Here is a 17892-nt window from a genome sequence, read left to right as displayed (position 1 = left end):
CCACTTCGTTTACGAGGCTACTCATGGGTTCACTTGCGTTACGGCCTGCTCTCTTGCTGTGTGGAAACTCACGACCCCGCGTTGCCGCGACGCCGTTTCCTCATGCTACCGGGGCGTACGGACAACTCCCCGGACGGGACTTCAACCCGCTAGATTTGCTGCTGTTACTGCGTACGGACGCTACCCTTTTTATTTCCGGTTTAATGAGGGAGGGTAGGCAAAAGCCTGCTCTCTACTCTTTTATTCCGCAAAGGGAAGCGTCCCCTTTTATTACCCCGACGCCTTATCACGGTAGATGCCAGCAATGTAATAACCTTCTGCCCGTGTACTATGTACGATTTCGGTTTGACGAGTATGATCTTGTTCTTCGGTACTGACGCGAAGGTAGATGCGGGCGATTTTCGTGAAGTTGGTAGCCAAATAGAGTGTAACTTTAATTGGCTAGTTTTAGCGGGTTGTCGGCTTTTTATTCTTTGTTCCGGGTAAAACAATTTGTGATATATTGATTACATGTATTCAATATTTGATGTAAAGGGGACTCTATACATGGCCACCTCAATAAGACTTTCTCCGGAAATTGAAAAACGGCTTGATTATCTGGCAGGCCAAACCGGTCGTACAAAGGCATTTTATTTACGAGAGATCATCGAGAAAGGACTGGATGATATGGAAGATTATTATTTGGCCACCGATGTGTTAGAACGGGTTCGTAAAGGTGAAGAACGCGTTTATTCATTGGATGAAGTGGAGAACGCGCTTGGCTTGGCGGATTGAACTGACAGAGACGGCGAATAAGCAACTAGCAAAGCTCGATAAGGCCGAAGCTAGGCGTATTACGATATTTTTGAGGGAGCGTTTGGCTGCTACCGACGATCCACGTAACACAGGCAAGGCTTTGTCAGGTCTACTTGGCGGTTTGTGGCGTTATCGAGTGGGCGACTATCGATTAATTTGTGAAATTCAGGACGGCGTTTTGTGCGTCTTGGTACTGAAGATCGGCAATCGCCGAGAAGTGTATAAGTGAGATCAGAAACAGGGTAGATATAAGTAAAATAAAGCCAGTGATTCCGGCACTCACGAATGCTTTGAGTGAAGCACACCCCGAAAAAGGGAAAAAGGGGACGCTACCTTTTTATTCCGCAAAGGGAAGCGTCCCCTTTTATCTTCCAATCACAAGTGAAACGCAATCGCAGTGGCTTTCATTATTCGTGTCTATTCGTGTTCATTCGTGGTTGGGGTTGTAATCACCGGCTAATGCATACGAAGCGGGCGCTGGCTGTCGATTACGGTGCGCTTGCGCACCCTCCAACACCTCCGGTTATCGCCAGCAAGCCATCGTACGATTAAAAACCTGTGCACAAGTGCACCCTACGCGATGGGTATTGCTGGATGTATGCAGAATGCATTTCATGGGCAGCATTCATTCCACCACATTTAAACTGAAAATAGTTCAGACGTAGGTGTCAGGTCCAGATCTCAGAATTTCTGTTCTTGCAAGTAGGATGCGCGAAGTCAGGGCGTTCAGGGGATCAGTCAGGCTGCAGACGCACCGCCAGTACGTCGCATTTGGCGTGGTGCAGCACGCCGTTGGCGGTGGAGCCCAGCAGCAGTGCGAGGCCGTGTCTGCCATGCGAGCCGACCACGATGAGATCGACCCGTTCCTGCTCGGCGATGCGGGTGATTTCCTGTTTGGGTTCTCCCCACACCAGCCAGCGGTGGTCCGGATCGATATCGAACGCATCGCCTATTTCGTTCAACCGCTGTTTCTCGTTTTCCAGCATGCTGTAGGAAGTGTCGATATCCAGCGGGATTGGTGTGCCGTAAGGGGTATCGGGCATCGGAATATCGTCGAGCACATGGATCAGGCTGAGTTGTGCGCCGGTGTGGGCGGCCAGGCGGACGGCCTTGTGGGCGACATAATCGTCTTGATCGGAGAAATCTGCGGCGAGCAGAATATGTTGGTAAACAGACATGGTTTTTCCTGATAGTTTGAAGAATGGAAATCAGTTGGCCTGGCGGCGCTGCAGGTGGCTGGACAGAAATTCGAGGATACGTGCCTCGTAGGTTCTGCCAGCGTAGGTGTGCATGTTGTAGTGGCCCGCGCCTTCGACGATCCACAGTTCCTTGGGAGATTGGATCGCTGCATAGAGGCGTTCAGCTTCAGCCTGGGTCGTGTGTTTGTCGAGCGTGCCAGCCACCAATAGAACCGGTGCGGTCAGGGTGCCGATCCGGTTGATGGGGTCCAACGCCTCCAGCGGTAGGTCCAGCAACAGTGACAAATAGGGCAGCAGCAAGAATTTCAGATAAGCACCATAATCACCCAGGTGCAGCCGGAGCCGGTTCTCGACCGCTTCGGCAAGGGTCGGATGCAGCGATTCGAGTACCAGCGCATCGAGCCATAGAGGCGGGTCGGCCAACAAGATGGCTGCAGCGCCCAGGGTGACGCCAATTGCGCCAATGCGTTCATGCGGGAAAGTGTCTCGCAAGTAGGCGGTTGCGGCAGTGACATCGGCTTTTTCACGCGCACCGAAAGTGATGCGCTCGCCGGGGGTTTCCCCATGCGCCTGCAGATCAATCATCAGCACGCTGTAACCTTGCTGATTCAGGAATCGGGCCCGGCTGAGCATTTCCAGCCGGTTGCTGCGCATGGAATGGACGAGCAGAAGCGCACCCTTGCCATATGATCCACGCGCCAGCCAGCCATGCACGGCATAGGCATCCCCAGCTGGAATGCGGACCTGTTCGACCGGGAAATCCGGCAATAACGTTTCCACTGCAGTCGGGGCGGGACCCGTTACGATTTCGCCCAGAATGATCAGTCCCAGCGCGATGATGGTTACGATTGCGGCGAGTTGGATCGCTATCCAGCGGATAATCCGGTTATGCATGTTGGTTTTCGAAATCAGAATGGTCAGGCAAGCGGCAGAGTGCAGCGGCTTGCGCCAATCGCTGGCTGCACGAATGAATGGTTGCGCATTGCCGATTATTTTTTCAATGACTGATGGACTGGATGGTCTTTATCTACCGTTGCCTGTACGGTCAATTCATCGGCCTTTCTCAGGAAAGGATACTATAAAACCTTCCTATGTTTGCCCGGATTTTTTATTGTTATGCAGGATGGAGGTGGCGCATCGGTGTGCCTGCAGATTTTTCAGTTGCCGTCTGGGTTGGAATTTCGGTCAGAAGTGTCAACACCCGGCCGGCGGCGTAGGGTATATTCCATGTGCCATGCTGCAGGGAAGCGGCCGGTTTGTGGCCAGTGGCCTTGCCGGGGGCCATTCGGGAACGCATGATTTCTAAAGGGTATCCGCAATCGGCCGTTCACTGGATGAAGTGCCCGGATCAGGCTGGACTGCACGAAATTTTCTGGAATCTGAGCCGGGTTCGTCAGTTCGATCTGGCAATATGCGGCAGTTTTGTAGCCATAATGCGTGCATTATCGGGTTGCAGTTTTTTATCCGATCAGGCAAGGTCTATGCCAGAAGGCGGCCAACTATATTGTCGAGGATAATATTTTGAACTTGAAGAAAGTGAGCATGCTGAGATTTCATCTTCACTGTTCCAGCAACGAGCGCTTGCCGATACTGTCAGTTGTGATATTGACAGCCCTCAGCCTGGCCGGGTGTGCGCAGCATGCACCCAAACCCTTCTCATCCGTTCCCGCTCTCGATGCTGCATTCTCGCCGGAAATAGCGGGCGCGATCCCGATCCCCGAACAGCTGCCTTGCCCCAGACGGTATCAGGATGAAATCCATCGTTTGAGGCATTTGCTGGCCGAGCGGGATGAGCTGATTCGGCGACTGAGTGCCCGCGAGCTGGATCAGGCGCAGGCACTGCAGAAAACGGCGAGCGAAGTAAGTCGTGCCAAGAGTCAGCTGCACCGGCTGGCTACGCAGCCGGAAGCCGCTTCCAAAATAGCCGAAGTCGAGATCGAGCTGGAAATGCTTCAGCAAACCGTTCTGGACGAAGCGAGCATCGCTTTGCAGTTGCTGGCACAACGCCTGCTGAATGCCGCCTCAATCGCCTACAGGCAGATGGATTACAGTCATGCGATGAACTACGCCGCCCAGGCGCGGGAATTCATCGGCATGATAGCTTACCTGGCCGGACAGGCGCCGGAAGCGCAGCCTATTACCGTGATTCTACGCACGCCCATGGCATTGCTGACCGCTGGCAGTGGTGAATTGTGGGCTGAGCCGAGAGATCGGGCGCAAGCCACTGCTTTGTTGCCAAAAAATACAGCGCTTACCGCCACGGCTTACCATGGCAGCTGGCTACGTGTACAGACTGAGGATGGCCGAACGGGGTGGATTCGCAATACTATGGTGGATATACGGCTTACAGTTCCGGATTTCCAGAGCTAGGAGGCTGTCCGAGAATAGCGATCGTAGCGAGGGCGAAGCTGGCAGCGCTGGATTTTTCGATCATTTGAGGCGAATAGTTGTTCTATTTAACGAAAAGGATCGGAAAATCCGGCCTGGCAGGTTCGTCCGTAGTAGATCAGCTATTCTCGGACAGCCTCCTAGCCCGCCAACGCGCGCGTGCACAGACAAGGGTGCTGTATCCAGGGCAGGTTGGCAGATGTCATATTTGTTTGCATGATTCATCAGAATGTTGTGGTTCTGGAAAATATCTGCTAGGCTGATATTTGGATAAAGCAGTAGTGTTTAATACTGACAGATTGAGAGTTGCCATCCTGAGTTGTGGATGCAACCGGCATCATTGCAAACTAGGGTTCCGGCTTTCCGGTAAGGCGAAGGCGTCTGGTCCAAGAGTTTGAAGCTTCGCTATGACGAAGCTCCACGGAGGGATAAAAGCCCGGGAGATCACGTAATACCAGCGGTATTGCGACTCTCGGTCGTTTTTTAACTCGATGGAGGCTTCGTTATGCACATCTTTTCCCTTCATGTTTTACCTTTTGCATTCAGTCATCTCTGGGCGATGTGGGCGCGCGCGCTGCCGGGCATCCTTAATCCCCTAAAAGACTGTTGTGGTTTCTGGTGCGCTGACCAGATGCCGCAGCGTCATCCTCGCGACCGTCGGCTAACCCGGGCGATATGAGGAGCTAATATGACTATTTCGCAAACTTCCTGCCGTGCTGCTGTCTCGATCGAGGCAGAGGATCCTGCCATGCTCAATCGCAGTATGGGGATCTGGAACAGCTTTACACTCGGCTTCGCCGTTGTTTCGCCGGTGGTCGGCTTGTATGCCATTATTGGTGTACAGACTCAGGTGACCGGTGGTGGCTGGTTTCCAGCCCTGGCAATTTGCCTGGTCATGCAGTTGCTGGTTGCGACTGTCTATGCCGAGCTGGCTTCGCAGTTCCCGATTGCTGGGGGCGCATACAAATGGGCCAGGCAACTGGGCGGAACGATTGTTGGCCAATATGCTGGCGTCATTTATGTGTGCTCGACCATTGCCATGCTCACCACCACTGCCTATACCGGAGGGATCTGGCTTTCTATCCTGTTCGATTCAGTCAGTACAACTGGCGGGATGATGGTGCTGTGGGGGCTGATTTTTTTGCTGTTGTGCATGTTGCTCAATCTGGCGCACGACAGGGTGTTCAAGATCACCATCGCACTGGGCGTTTATGCCGAGATCGTCGGCTCGCTCGGCATCGCGGTATTGCTGTTTCTGTTTTTCCGCGAGCATCCTTTTTCCGAGTTGTTTCAACATCTGGGTACGGGCAGCGCCCCCAGCAAGACGGCCGCTTTCCTGGCCGCGCTGGCCATTGCCGGCTGGGCGTTTATCGGTTTTGATGCCTGTTCCACGACTGCGGAAGAGACCCGTGAGCCCAAGCGCATGGTGCCACGGGCGATTTTTCTGGCATTGTCGGCGGTCGGTGCGGTGGTGGTGTTCAATTCGGCTGCGCTGACGCTGTCTTTCGATCACGACACGCTGGCCAGGACCAGCGCGACCTTTGATCCGATCACGCCCTTGATCGCATCCCATATCGGCGCCTGGTTTGAGAAGCCGTTTCTGGCCATCGTGGTGGTCGCGTTTCTGGCCTGTGGCGCATCGGTGGTCAAGTACACCTCGCGTATCGTGTTCTCGATGGCACGCGAGGGCAATATGCCCCAGCGACTATGCCGGGTTACTGCCGACAAGACCCCGCGCAACGCGATACTGACGACGGTCTCGATGGCGGCCCTCGGCCTGTTGCTGGGGCTGAGCGATGAAGCGGTCGCGCTCATCATCGCCTTCGGCACCGGCGGGCTGTACGCGATGTTTGCCATGACGACCGGGGTTGGTTTGTTTACTCGTCTCACAGGACGCTGGAATCCAGCGCTGGGAGAGTTGAAGCTGGGCAGATGGGGGCTGGTCATCAATTTGCTGGCTTTTGCCTGGTCGTTGTTCGAACTCATCAATATTGCCTGGCCGCGCAGTTATTTTGCCGGAGCCGATGCGCCCTGGTGGCAGCTCTGGGCTGTGCCATTGGTGTTGGGCGGCATTCTGAGCTGCACCACTTTGTCCATTCTGATTAGGAGGTAGCAATGAGCGAATCTATCGATAGCTTGTGGGAGACCTATCTTCCCGGCGGATGTCACTGGTCGGGTATCGTGCGGCGCGGCGTGACCCTGCGTTTGATCGATGTGAAGGGCGCTGCCAATGCCGCGGTATTGTTGTTCAATTCGGAAGAAAAACTCGAGCGCTTCAACATGGCAGACACGCTGAAAACGCAACATACTTTCCGATTGACGAGTGGGCATGCCTGCCATTCGGATATGGGCCGAATTTTTTGCTGCATCAGCGCCGATACGGCTGGCTGGCACGATGTCGTGTGCGGACTGAGTGACAGCCGCCTGATTCGCGAGAAATATGGGGTTGCGCGTTATCAGGAGTGCCGAAATGCCATGTATCGCAGTGGGCTGGACGGCATGCTGATTGAATTGGGTAAATGGGGGCTGGGCCGGCGTGATGTGGTGCCCAACATCAATTTTTTCAGCAAGGTCACGGCCGATTCTGACGGCAAGCTGACCTTTCATGCGGATCATGGCCAAGCAGGTGATTATGTCGATTTGGCGTTTGAGATGGATACATTGGTTGTTTTGAGCGCAGCTCCTCATCCATTGGATACCAGACCTGAATATCAGCCAGGGGCGGTCAGGCTGATCGCGTTCGCTACGCTGCCTGATGCCGACCAGGCATGTGCACAGATAGCGGAGAACGCGCGTGGTTTGGAGAATACGCGTCGCTTATATGCCAGAGGAGGAGACAAACAATGAATATTCCAGTTATCCAGGAGAGTACGCACAACCCTGCCCAGGCAGTTGTGGATGAAATTTGTCCTGCCGGCGAGCCGTGGGTAAGAACCCTTAAACGGGGGCAGACTTTTCGTATTGTCGATCTGGAAGGCAATCAGGCGGTCGATACCTTGTTTTTCAGGGCCGAAGATCCGCTCGAACGCTATAGTGCTGCCGATACCATCCGGATTCAGCGCCAGCTTTATCTCGGCAACGGCAGCATACTCTATTCCAATTGCGGCAACGCGATGCTGACGATTGTGGCCGATACCTGCGGACGGCATGACACACTCGGTGGGGCCTGTTCGGCCGAGAGCAATACGACTCGCTATGCGCTCGAGAAATATCCGATGCATAATTGCCGCGACAATTTTTTGCATGCGCTGGCCCACGAGGCGGATTGCGAGCGGATCGGCTTGAGCAAGCGCGATCTGAGCAGCAATATCAATTTCTTCATGAATGTGCCGGTAACCGAGGCAGGCGGTCTGGAGTTTGTCGATGGGATTTCAGCGCCCGGTAAATATGTCGAGATGCGGGCGGAAATGGATGTTCTGGTGCTGATCTCCAATTGTCCCCAGCTCAACAATCCCTGTAATGCATACAATCCGACACCGATTCGTTTGCTGGTCTGGGATCCTCAATAAGGGGTGGCTATGTTTGGAAAAATTCTGATCGCCAATCGCGGCGCTATCGCTTGCCGTGTCATGCGTACCCTGCGTCGCATGGGAATCAAGAGCGTGGCGATTTATACCCGGGCGGATGCGCTGTCGAGGCATGTGCTGGAAGCCGATGAAAGTGTGTGTGTTGGTGAGGGGCTGGCGAGCGAAAGCTATTTGTGTGCGGACAAAGTGCTGGCGGTCGCGCTGCAAACCGGCGCGCAGGCGATTCATCCAGGTTACGGATTTCTGAGCGAGAACGCTGCTTTTGCCGAACAATGCGCCGCACAAGGTATTTGCTTTCTGGGGCCGACTCCAGAACAAATGCGTGCTTTCGGTCTCAAGCATACTGCCCGTGCCTTGGCAAAACAGCAGCAGGTGCCGTTGCTGCCGGGCACGGAATTATTGTCCAGCCTCGAGATGGCCTGTCATGAAGCGCGTCATATCGGTTATCCGGTGATGCTCAAGAGCACGGCTGGTGGCGGGGGAATCGGGATGCGTCTGTGCTGGAATCAGCAGGAACTGGTTGAGGCCTATGAATCCGTCAGAAGTCTGGCGCAGAGTCATTTCAGTGATGCGGGGCTGTTCCTGGAAATGTATATCGACCAGGCGCGTCATATCGAGGTACAGATTTTTGGCGATGGTGAGGGTCATGTGATTGCGTTGGGCGAGCGCGATTGCTCGATGCAGCGGCGTAACCAGAAGGTGATCGAGGAAACGCCGGCGCCCGATCTGCCTGCTTCGGTTCGAGAGGCGCTGCGCCAGACAGCGGTGCGCCTGAGCGGGTCTGTCCGGTATCGATCGGCCGGGACTGTCGAATATATCTACGATGCCGCCACCCAGCAGTTCTATTTTCTGGAAGTGAACACGCGCTTGCAAGTCGAACATGGTGTCACCGAAATGGTGACGGGCGTGGATCTGGTCGAGTGGATGGTTATGCTGGGCGCGGGTGAACTGCCGCCCCTTGATTCTTTCACGGTTCGCCCCCGTGGCGTCTCCATTCAGGCGCGGGTTTATGCCGAGAATCCGGCCAAAGATTTTCAACCAGCCAGCGGTCTGCTGAGTGCGGTGGCGTTTCCCGCCGATGTGCGTGTCGAAACCTGGGTGGAGTCAGGCTGCGAGGTATCAGCCTTCTATGATCCGATGCTCGCCAAAATCATTGTGCAGGCCGATGACCGTGCACAGGCAATCGAGCGTCTGTGTCAGGCGCTGCGGGATACGACGCTGTATGGCGTCGAGACCAATCTGGATTACCTCGGGCAGATATTGTCGAGCACAGGCTTCCGCTCGGGTCAGGTCAGTACCCAGTATCTTTCCGGATTGCATTACCGGGCGCATACGCTCGATGTGCTGGCGGCCGGGATGCAGACGACGGTTCAGGATTACCCCGGCAGGCTGGGTTATTGGCATGTCGGTGTGCCGCCATCCGGTCCGATGGACAGTCTGGCTTTTCGTCTCGCTAACCGGCTGGTGGGTAATCCGGATGGCAAGGCGGGTTTGGAAATCACCCTGGTCGGCCCTACGCTTAGGTTCAATTGCGATGCACAGATCGCCATATGTGGCGCGCCGATTGATGTTTGGCTGGATGATGAGCCATTGGCGCTATGGCAGTCGCACAGCCTGAAAGCGGGTGCGTTGCTGCGGTTTGGGAAAGTTCGAGAAGCGGGTTGCCGGGCTTATTTGGCGGTGCTGGGTGGTATGCAGGTACCGGACTATTTGGGCAGCCGGTCGACTTTCACGCTTGGCCAGTTCGGTGGCCACGCTGGGCGTGTTCTGCGCAATGGAGACGTGCTGCATCTCTTGCCCGCAACCCGTAGTCAATCTAGAGTCTTGCCAGCGGATGCGGTGCCAAGCTACACCAACCAGTGGATGATAGGGGTGTTATATGGTCCGCATGGCGCACCGGATTTTTTCACGAACGCGGATATTGAGGATTTCTTTGCCACGGACTGGAAGGTGCATCATAACTCCAGTCGTACCGGTATTCGCCTGATCGGACCCAAGCCACAGTGGGCACGCAGAGATGGCGGTGAGGCCGGGTTGCATCCTTCCAATATTCACGATAACCCCTATGCTGTCGGTGCCATCGATTTTACTGGCGATATGCCGATCATACTGGGTCCGGATGGCCCCAGCCTGGGCGGCTTTGTTTGCCCTGCGGTCGTGGCGCAGGCTGAATTATGGAAAACCGGCCAACTGAAACCCGGCGATAGTATACGCTTTTATCCATTGACTCTGGCGCAGGCACTTGAACTGGAGGTGCGGCAAGATGCGCTGGTGCACGAACTGTGTGCTGTCGAAACCGTGCAGATAGAAGGTGCCTGCACTCCCGCAACCCAGTTGGCCAGCCCCATTTTGCATCGCATCGCGCAGCAGGATGGCCAGGTGGAAGTCGTTTATCGGCAATCCGGCGACAAGTATCTGTTGATCGAATATGGCCCACCAGTGCTGGATCTGGTTTTGCGCTTCCGGGTGCATGTCTTGATGAACTGGCTGCAGCAGCATGTCGGGCAGGGGCGGCTGCCCGGAATTCTGGACATTACTCCCGGCATTCGCTCCTTGCAGGTTCATTTCGATTCGCGCTTGTTGGATCGCGACCGCTTGTTGGACGAGCTTGTCGCTGCAGAGTCGGAGCTGGCTGTGGTCGATGATGTGGAAGTGCCGGCGCGCATAGTGCATCTGCCACTGTCCTGGGATGACGCAGCCACGCGTCTGGCAATCGAGAAGTATATGAAGTCGGTGCGGCCCGACGCACCTTGGTGCCCAAGCAACATCGAATTCATTCGCCGTATCAACGGACTGGACAGCATCGAGGCAGTTAAACAGATTGTATTCGAAGCGAGCTATCTGGTCATGGGGCTGGGCGATGTCTATTTGGGGGCGCCGGTCGCCACGCCGATCGACCCGCGTCACCGGCTTGTCACCACCAAATACAATCCTGCGCGCACCTGGACACCCGAAAACGCAGTGGGCATCGGTGGTGCGTATCTGTGTATCTACGGCATGGAAGGGCCGGGGGGCTATCAGTTTGTCGGGCGTACCGTGCAAATGTGGAACCGCTACCGGCAGACGCCGGATTTCAAGGCAGGCACGCCCTGGCTGTTGCGTTTCTTCGATCAGATTCGTTTCTATCCGGTAACCGAGGAAGCGCTGCTGACATTGCGCGAGGATTTTCTGAGTGGGCGCTTTACCCTGCGCACGGAGGAGACGGTTTTTAGTTTGCGGGCATACCAGGCATTCCTGTGCCAGCATGCGGCCAGCATCGAAGCGTTCAAAACCCGTCAGCAGGCTGCTTTCGAGGCCGAGCGCGAGCGCTGGCTGGCCAACAATTTGCTGGATTATATCAACGAGGAAACACTCGATGATGCCGGTGTGCAAAGCGAGCTGGATTTGCCTGCCGGTGCCCATGCCATCAGTGCCGACGTGACCGGTACAGTCTGGAAGTTGCTGGTCGAAATCGGTCAGTCTGTCAAAGTGGGCGACCCCGTGCTTGTGCTCGAATCGATGAAAATGGAGATTACATTAAATGCGACCGCCGGTGGCGTTGTGGGGCAGATCAGTTGCAAGCAGGGCGATTATGTCTCGGCCGGGCAATTGTTGCTGATTCTGCAAGAAGCATAGGCGGTAACGCTGCCTGCCTTGGGGCAATTGGTACTGATTTTGGTTTGTGTCAGCGCGCCTGTTGAGGGTGGGTTCCATTTCAGGGTGCCGTCGCCAGGCTTGCAGCGGGCTGGATTGCCGCGCCGCTGCCGCAGCTCGCAAAGCCAGTGATGAGTATTGGCGGAGGCCGCAGGGTGCGCTTGCGCACCGTCAAATACTCCTGCCCCGCCAGCCAATCGCCTCGCGCCATGCATCTTTCCCGAATACGTAACAACGTATGCCCAAGTTATTTATGAACGACTCCTTAGAGGGAAAAGAGGCGTAACGTAAGCTTCTGTCCGACCGAGAGCCGATCGCTTACATCGTTCCAGGATTTGAGTGACTGAATGTCGATGCTGTAACGCTTGGCGATATCATACAGCGTGTCGCCTTTTTTGACAGTGTAAACAAGCTGCTCGAATCGCGGCTTTTTCGTTTCAGTGGGGATGTGATGTGCCAGATAGGTTCTTTCCCTGATGCTGCTGCCGTCGCGCGGCACCAACAAGATTTGGCCTTTTTTCAGAGCATCCCGTTCGGAGATGCCATTTATTTCCGCCAGTTTGGCTGCGGGAATGCGATAGCGACTGGATAAATCCTGCACAGTTTCGGCCTGCTTGGCCTGGTAAACGCGCCAGGATACAAGCGCCTTGTCATAGTTCTCAAGATTGCTTACAAACGTCCTGACCTGGGTGACTGGCAGCAGCAGCGTGCGCGGCGTATCCTTCACCTGGATGACCGGGCGATGGTGGGCTGGATTCAACGCGTTGAATTCATTTTCGGAAATGCCGGCGAGTCTGGCCACCAGTCTGACATCAATTTGCTGGGTCAGCTCGATTTGCTCGAAATAGGGCCGGTCGGGTATCGGCTTCAACTTGACGCCGTAGCGTCTGGGATTTGCCACGATGTTTCTGATCGCAATCAGCTTGGCGACATGGTGCCTGGTTTCGGACGGCAGCCGGAGATCCTGAAATTTGACCGATCTGCTGCCACCATGCTCTTCATCGATGACTTTTTTCAGGGACCCTTGTCCCCAGTTGTAGGCGGCCAGGGCCAGCTTCCAGTTTCCAAACATGCTGTGGAGCTGCTGCAGGTAATCCAGCGCTGCCCGGGTTGCCGCCACCACGTCGCGTCGTTCGTCATGCCACCAATTTTGCTCCAATCCAAACGCCTTGGCGGTGGACGGGATGAACTGCCACAGGCCGGCTGCATGTCTGTGGGAATAGGCATCTGGATCATAGGCGCTTTCCACAATCGGCAGGAGCGCGATTTCAGTCGGCATGCCGCGTCGCTCGACTTCTTCTATGATGTAATAGAGGTAACGTCGGCTGCGTTCAACGATGCGGTCTATGAATTGCTGGCGCTTGCTGAAATCTGCTTCATGGAAACGGACTTCCTGGCTCTGCACGCCGGTCAGGGAGAATCCAGCCCGTACGCGCGCCCAAAGATCGTCATGTTGCTGGCGTGGTAGTGCAGAAATTTGTCTTGTTTCTAGAACGGCGATATTTTTTTTATTACTTTCTAAAGTTTTATCAGCTTCCGCCGTAGTAGAAAAAAAAGGTAATACCACGGCGGCGATAAGGGCCAGTAAGGTATTATTTGTTTTTTTCATTCTAAATAATGAGCGGTTTACATGATCGCTTTTCCGGATAAATAAAAAAGTTAGCGCTCCCGAAACGGAGCACTAAACGCCTTGCTGACATTTTACACTATTTTTGGACTAGCTAAGGAATGATTAACGCGCGTTGGCCCTGGATTATTTTGATCGACTGAGCACTAGGAGGCTGTCTGAGACTGATCTACTGCGGACGAACCTGCCAGACTGGATTTTTTGATCCTTTTCGTTGAATAGAACAACTATTCGCCTCAAATGATCTAAAAATCCCACTCAGCCAGCTTCGCCCTCGCTACGATCGCTATTCTCGGACAGCCTCCTAGTCCCAGCTCAATACGCCCCCAGTTTGATACTCGATGACGCGGGTCTCAAAAAAGTTTTTTTCCTTTTTCAGATCGACCATTTCAGACATCCATGGGAACGGATTGTTCGCTTCCTGGAAAATCGGATCCAAGCCGATCTGGTGGCAGCGGCGGTTGCTGATAAAGCGTAGATATTCCTTGAACATGGGGGCATTCAGACCGAGGACACCGCGTGGCATGGTGTCTTCCGCATAGCGGTATTCCAGTTCCACTGCCTTGTGCATCAGGGCACTGATTTCTTCCCGGAACGCTCGCGTCCACAGTTGCGGGTTTTCGAGCTTGATTTGATTGATGACATCGATGCCGAAATTACAGTGCATGGATTCATCACGCAAAATATACTGATACTGCTCCGCAGCGCCTGTCATCTTGTTTTGCCGACCGAGTGCCAGAATTTGCACGAAGCCGACGTAGAAAAACAGCCCTTCCATGATGCAGGCAAACACGATCAGGCTTTTCAGGAGTTGCTGATCGGTTTCCAGGGTGCCTGTTTCGAATGTCGGATCGGTCAGGGTGTCGATGAATGGGATCAGGAATTCATCTTTGTCGCGAATGGATCCGATTTCATGGTAGGCGTTGAATATTTCTCCTTCATTCAGCCCCAGCGATTCGACGATATATTGGTAGGCATGGGTGTGAATGGCCTCCTCGAAAGCCTGGCGCAACAGATATTGGCGGCATTCAGGATTGGTAATATGGCGATAAGTGCCAAGCACGATGTTGTTGGCGGCAAGCGAGTCGGCAGTCACGAAAAAACCGAGATTGCGCTTGACGATACGGCGCTCATCTTCTGTCAGGCCATTGGGGTCTTTCCAGAGCGCGATATCGCGGCTCATGTTGATTTCCTGCGGCATCCAGTGGTTGGCGCAGGCAGCCAGGTATTTTTCCCATGCCCATCTGTACTTGAACGGTACCAATTGGTTGACATCCGTCTTGCAGTTGATAATGCGCTTGTCCTCCACAGAGATGCGGCGATGATCGCCGGTTGTGGAAGTTGCACGGGCAGATGCCGGTGTTGTCTCTGCTTCGGTGAAGCCGACGGGTTTGTCCTCACTTGCCAGTGTGTTTAACGCGCCTTGTGTAACGGAGTTTTCCGGTTGTCGTATCTCATCTTCAAATGTCAGCATAGTCTTGTTCCTTGGATTCAGATAATCAGGTAGTTGGTTGATGAATGGTTACTGGCACGCTTCGCATTCCGGATCGTCGATGGCGCACTGCTTGTCCATGGCATGCGTTTGCTCGAGACCACCTGCCGAATGAGCCGCCTGTTGGGCGGAGACCGCATTCAATGCACCAGTATGCACGGTCGATTTTTCGGCAGTGGTCGCGCCTAGGGAGCGCAGGTAGTAGGTGGTTTTGAGTCCGCGTAACCAGGCCAGTTTATAAAGCTCGTCCATTTTTTTGCCGGAAGCGCCCATCATGTAAAGATTCAGTGATTGTGCCTGGTCGATCCATTTTTGCCGTCTTGCCGCAGCCTCAACCAGCCATTTGGGATCGACCTCGAATGCGGTCGCATACAGGTGGCGCAGAGGCTCGGGAATCCGGTCAATTTTGCTGACTGCGCCATCATAATGCTTGAGATCGGCGATCATCACTTCATCCCACAGTGCCTGTTGCTTGAGATCATTCACCAGCCATTGGTTGGCGATGGTGAATTCACCGGAGAGATTGGACTTGACATACAGGTTCTGATAAGTCGGTTCAATGCTGGCCGAGACCCCGATGATGTTGGAGATGGTCGCAGTCGGTGCAATCGCCAGGCAATTGGAGTTGCGCATCCCATGCTGTTTGATCCGCGCGCGTAGTGACGCCCAGTCCTGCGTTGCGGACATGTCCACTTCCACGTGGCCGCCACGTTCATCACGCAGCAGTTCCAGCGTATCCTGTGGCAAAATGCCGCGATCCCATAAGCTGCCGCGATAGGAGGCATAGGTGCCGCGTTCTTCGGCCAGTTCAGTCGAGGCCCAATAGGCATGGTAGGCAACAGCTTCCATCGATTGGTCGGCGAACTTGACCGCATCCTCGGAAGCATAGGAGATGCCCAACTTGTGCAGGCAATCCTGGAAGCCCATGATGCCGAGCCCGACCGGCCGATGCAGCAGATTGGCATTGCGCGCCTTGGCGACCGCATAAAAGTTGATGTCGATGACATTGTCCAGCATGCGCATGGCAGTGCCGATGGTTTGTTTGAGTTTGGTCTGGTCCAGCTTGCCGTCGATGATATGAGCCGGCAAATTGATCGAGCCGAGATTGCAGACGGCAATCTCTTTTTCGTTGGTGTTGAGCGTAATTTCGGTGCATAGGTTGGAGCTGTGCACGACCCCGACATGGTTTTGCGGCGAACGGATATTGCACGGATCCTTGAACGTGATCCAGGGGTGGCCGGTTTCGAACAGCATGGTCAGCATTTTGCGCCATAATTGCTGGGCGGGCATGCGTTTGTGCAAGGGCAGTTCGCCGCGTGCCGCCTTGGCCTCATAGGCAAGATAGGCCGCTTCAAATGCCTTGCCATATTTTTCGTGCAAATCAGGTGTGTCGGCAGGGGAAAACAGTGTCCATTCCTCGCCTGCCAGCATGCGTTGCATGAATAGATCCGGCACCCAGATGGCGGTATTCATGTCATGCGTGCGCCGCCGATCATCACCGGTGTTTTTGCGTAATTCCAGAAATTCCTCGATATCGAGGTGCCAGGATTCTAGATAGGCGCATACCGCACCCTTGCGCTTGCCGCCCTGATTGACCGCCACAGCGGTATCCGAGACGACTTTTAGAAAAGGGACTACGCCCTGTGATTTGCCGTTGGTGCCCTTGATGCGAGAACCCATGGCGCGCACGGGTGTCCAGTCATTGCCTAACCCGCCCGCAAACTTGGACAGCAGCGCATTTTCTTTGATCGCTTCATAGATGCCATCCAGGCTGTCCGGTACCGTGGTCAGATAACATGAAGACAATTGTGAACGTTTCGTACCGGAATTGAACAAGGTCGGGGTGGAGCTCATGAAGTCGAATTTCGACAGCAGGTGATAGAACTCGATCGCGCGTGCTTCACGATCGATCTCGTTCAGCGCCAGCCCCATGGCAACGCGCATGAAGAAGGCTTGCGGCAGCTCGATACGCCGTTCGGCAATATGCAGAAAATAACGATCGTATAAAGTCTGGAGGCCAAGATAGCCAAACTGCAGATCACGATCGGCCGCCAGCACTTGTGCCAGCGATGACAGGTCAAACTGGCCAAGCCGCTCGTCCAGCAATCCGGCCTCGATTCCGCGCCGGATAAACTCCGGAAAATACTCGGCATAACGCGACTGCATCGCCTGATGGGCGACTTCTTCGCCCAGGACTTCATGGCGGATATCATCCAGCAGCAGTCTTGCCGTGACGAAGCTGTAGGCGGGATCTTTTTCGATCAATGCGCGCGCGGACAGCACGGCGGATTTTCTGACTTCATCGGCCGGTACGCCATCATACAAGTCCTTCAGCATGGATTTGAGAATCAGGGAAGCATTGACTGCGTCTTCCAGACCCTGACAGGCCGATTCGATCCGTGCCGATAACCTGGCCGGATCGAGCGGGACGCGCTGTCCGTTTTCAAGGATATGCAGGATAGGGGTCTGGCCTGCGGCAGCCTGTTTTTCCTGCTGTTTGGCCCGCTCGCGGGCGCGCGCTTCGCGATACAGCACATAGGCACGCGCGACATCGTGATCGCCCGAACGCATCAAGGCCAGTTCAACCTGATCCTGGATATCTTCAATATGAAACGTGCCGCCCTCGGGCCGGCGGCGAGTCAGTGCATGCACCACTTCCTCGGTCAGCCGCGCCACGACATCGCGGACCCGTGACGACGCGGCGCTTTGCCCGCCTTCCACGGCGATGAACGCCTTGGTCATGGCGACCGAGATTTTGCCCGGCTCGAATGCCACGACTGCGCCGTTACGGCGAATCACTTTGTATTGAGAGTAATGTTGTGTGCCTGTCGGCGACACTGCGTTTTCCGGAAAATCCTTCCGGAAAACAGGGCTGGGGGAGGTGTTTTCTGTGGCAGGTTGCATGGCTGATTTCTCCTGTTCGATCTGGTTCTGATGCAAGTGTTTGTTCCAAGGACGAAAAACGGCTTTTTGGGCAAAAACCACAATATATTGTGGTCTGTTTGTGAAAAAATAATACCTGTAGCGTATGATAAACGAAAGATCTTGACAAGCTTTTTTGAATTGTTGTTCGTTCAGCGGCTGTTTCTGCCCCAGTTTTCGGCTATGGTTTTGAGGGGTGCTCCCCTATAATTCTGGCTCGTCAGCAGAATCTGTGGGCGACATCCGGTTCAGGTAGCGCGCCAAGTGCATGATATAATGCGATTTCTGCGCCATGAAAGGTTCGAAATC

General features: G+C 54.6%; 15 protein-coding genes and 1 riboswitch. Of the genes, 7 read left to right on the top strand and 8 right to left on the bottom strand.

Annotation, left to right across the window (positions count from 1 at the left end):
• Positions 1-270: 270 nt before the first annotated feature.
• A complete protein-coding gene (locus BLV85_RS16020; protein ID WP_218132832.1) occupies positions 271-420 on the bottom strand; it encodes a recombinase family protein in 150 nt (49 codons plus the stop codon).
• Positions 421-546: 126 nt separating this feature from the next.
• Here BLV85_RS16020 and relB point away from each other — a divergent pair, with 126 nt between their 5' ends.
• Positions 547-774, top strand: a complete 228-nt coding sequence (gene relB / locus BLV85_RS11915) for a type II toxin-antitoxin system RelB family antitoxin (protein WP_090415455.1) — start codon at positions 547-549, stop codon at positions 772-774.
• On the top strand, positions 758-1024 hold the full coding sequence (locus tag BLV85_RS11910) for a type II toxin-antitoxin system RelE family toxin (protein ID WP_090415453.1): 267 nt from the start codon (positions 758-760) through the stop codon (positions 1022-1024). Before relB ends, BLV85_RS11910 begins: the two co-directional genes overlap by 17 nt.
• A gap of 505 nt (positions 1025-1529) precedes the next feature.
• On the opposite strand, the gene BLV85_RS11905 is transcribed toward BLV85_RS11910, so the two are convergent.
• The 3 genes from BLV85_RS11905 to BLV85_RS15300 form a co-directional block, all read right to left on the bottom strand.
• Positions 1530-1973, bottom strand: a complete 444-nt coding sequence (locus BLV85_RS11905) for a universal stress protein (protein ID WP_090415451.1) — start codon at positions 1971-1973, stop codon at positions 1530-1532.
• 30 nt (positions 1974-2003) lie between these two features.
• A complete protein-coding gene (locus tag BLV85_RS11900; RefSeq protein WP_090415449.1) occupies positions 2004-2888 on the bottom strand; it encodes an alpha/beta hydrolase in 885 nt (294 codons plus the stop codon).
• 220 nt (positions 2889-3108) lie between these two features.
• Positions 3109-3291 carry a hypothetical protein gene (locus BLV85_RS15300; RefSeq protein ID WP_176974031.1) on the bottom strand — a complete coding sequence of 61 codons (183 nt, stop codon included), beginning with the start codon at positions 3289-3291 and terminating at the stop codon, positions 3109-3111.
• 245 nt (positions 3292-3536) lie between these two features.
• Between BLV85_RS15300 and BLV85_RS11895 the strand changes: the two genes are divergently transcribed.
• The 5 genes from BLV85_RS11895 (at position 3537) to uca (ending at position 11524) form a co-directional block, all read left to right on the top strand.
• Positions 3537-4364 (top strand): SH3 domain-containing protein, encoded by an 828-nt coding sequence (locus tag BLV85_RS11895; RefSeq protein WP_090415459.1) that lies wholly within the window; start codon positions 3537-3539, stop codon positions 4362-4364.
• Between the two features lie 354 nt (positions 4365-4718).
• Positions 4719-4827, top strand: a riboswitch (guanidine-I (ykkC/yxkD leader).
• Between the two features lie 243 nt (positions 4828-5070).
• A complete protein-coding gene (locus BLV85_RS11885; RefSeq protein ID WP_090415444.1) occupies positions 5071-6495 on the top strand; it encodes an APC family permease in 1425 nt (474 codons plus the stop codon).
• Between the two features lie 2 nt (positions 6496-6497).
• On the top strand, positions 6498-7229 hold the full coding sequence (locus BLV85_RS11880; protein WP_090415442.1) for an urea amidolyase associated protein UAAP1: 732 nt from the start codon (positions 6498-6500) through the stop codon (positions 7227-7229).
• Positions 7226-7891 (top strand): urea amidolyase associated protein UAAP2, encoded by a 666-nt coding sequence (locus tag BLV85_RS11875; RefSeq protein ID WP_090415439.1) that lies wholly within the window; start codon positions 7226-7228, stop codon positions 7889-7891. The genes BLV85_RS11880 and BLV85_RS11875 overlap by 4 nt, the downstream gene beginning before the upstream one ends.
• A gap of 9 nt (positions 7892-7900) precedes the next feature.
• Complete coding sequence (gene uca, locus BLV85_RS11870; protein WP_090415437.1) at positions 7901-11524, top strand: urea carboxylase; 3624 nt, start codon at positions 7901-7903, stop codon at positions 11522-11524.
• A gap of 79 nt (positions 11525-11603) precedes the next feature.
• On the opposite strand, the gene BLV85_RS15295 is transcribed toward uca, so the two are convergent.
• The 4 genes from BLV85_RS15295 to BLV85_RS11855 all read right to left on the bottom strand — a co-directional run bounded on the left by BLV85_RS15295 (position 11604) and on the right by BLV85_RS11855 (position 17565).
• Entirely contained in the window at positions 11604-11753 is a 150-nt protein-coding gene (locus BLV85_RS15295) for a hypothetical protein (protein WP_176974030.1), read from the bottom strand.
• 54 nt (positions 11754-11807) lie between these two features.
• Complete coding sequence (locus BLV85_RS11865) at positions 11808-13151, bottom strand: transglycosylase SLT domain-containing protein (protein ID WP_090415435.1); 1344 nt, start codon at positions 13149-13151, stop codon at positions 11808-11810.
• Positions 13152-13473: 322 nt separating this feature from the next.
• Positions 13474-14643, bottom strand: a complete 1170-nt coding sequence (locus BLV85_RS11860) for a ribonucleotide-diphosphate reductase subunit beta (RefSeq protein WP_090415431.1) — start codon at positions 14641-14643, stop codon at positions 13474-13476.
• A 48-nt stretch (positions 14644-14691) separates the two neighbouring features.
• A complete protein-coding gene (locus BLV85_RS11855) occupies positions 14692-17565 on the bottom strand; it encodes a ribonucleoside-diphosphate reductase subunit alpha (RefSeq protein WP_090415457.1) in 2874 nt (957 codons plus the stop codon).
• Positions 17566-17892 lie beyond the last annotated feature (327 nt).

This window comes from Nitrosomonas halophila, from assembly GCF_900107165.1.
Taxonomy (GTDB): domain Bacteria; phylum Pseudomonadota; class Gammaproteobacteria; order Burkholderiales; family Nitrosomonadaceae; genus Nitrosomonas; species Nitrosomonas halophila.
Note: the sequence above shows the minus strand (reverse complement) of the source record. Positions and strands in the feature narration are given on the sequence as shown.

Excerpts from the sequence above, each read along its gene's own strand:
- relB (WP_090415455.1), top strand. The coding sequence starts at position 547 with ATGGCCACCTCAATAAGACTTTCTCCGGAAATTGAAAAACGGCTTGAT.
- BLV85_RS11905 (WP_090415451.1), bottom strand. The coding sequence starts at position 1,973 with ATGTCTGTTTACCAACATATTCTGCTCGCCGCAGATTTCTCCGATCAA.
- BLV85_RS11900 (WP_090415449.1), bottom strand. The coding sequence starts at position 2,888 with ATGCATAACCGGATTATCCGCTGGATAGCGATCCAACTCGCCGCAATC.
- BLV85_RS15300 (WP_176974031.1), bottom strand. The coding sequence starts at position 3,291 with ATGCGTTCCCGAATGGCCCCCGGCAAGGCCACTGGCCACAAACCGGCC.
- BLV85_RS11895 (WP_090415459.1), top strand. The coding sequence starts at position 3,537 with ATGCTGAGATTTCATCTTCACTGTTCCAGCAACGAGCGCTTGCCGATA.
- BLV85_RS11885 (WP_090415444.1), top strand. The coding sequence starts at position 5,071 with ATGACTATTTCGCAAACTTCCTGCCGTGCTGCTGTCTCGATCGAGGCA.
- BLV85_RS11880 (WP_090415442.1), top strand. The coding sequence starts at position 6,498 with ATGAGCGAATCTATCGATAGCTTGTGGGAGACCTATCTTCCCGGCGGA.
- BLV85_RS11875 (WP_090415439.1), top strand. The coding sequence starts at position 7,226 with ATGAATATTCCAGTTATCCAGGAGAGTACGCACAACCCTGCCCAGGCA.
- uca (WP_090415437.1), top strand. The coding sequence starts at position 7,901 with ATGTTTGGAAAAATTCTGATCGCCAATCGCGGCGCTATCGCTTGCCGT.
- BLV85_RS15295 (WP_176974030.1), bottom strand. The coding sequence starts at position 11,753 with ATGGCGCGAGGCGATTGGCTGGCGGGGCAGGAGTATTTGACGGTGCGC.
- BLV85_RS11865 (WP_090415435.1), bottom strand. The coding sequence starts at position 13,151 with ATGAAAAAAACAAATAATACCTTACTGGCCCTTATCGCCGCCGTGGTA.
- BLV85_RS11860 (WP_090415431.1), bottom strand. The coding sequence starts at position 14,643 with ATGCTGACATTTGAAGATGAGATACGACAACCGGAAAACTCCGTTACA.
- BLV85_RS11855 (WP_090415457.1), bottom strand. The coding sequence starts at position 17,565 with ATGCAACCTGCCACAGAAAACACCTCCCCCAGCCCTGTTTTCCGGAAG.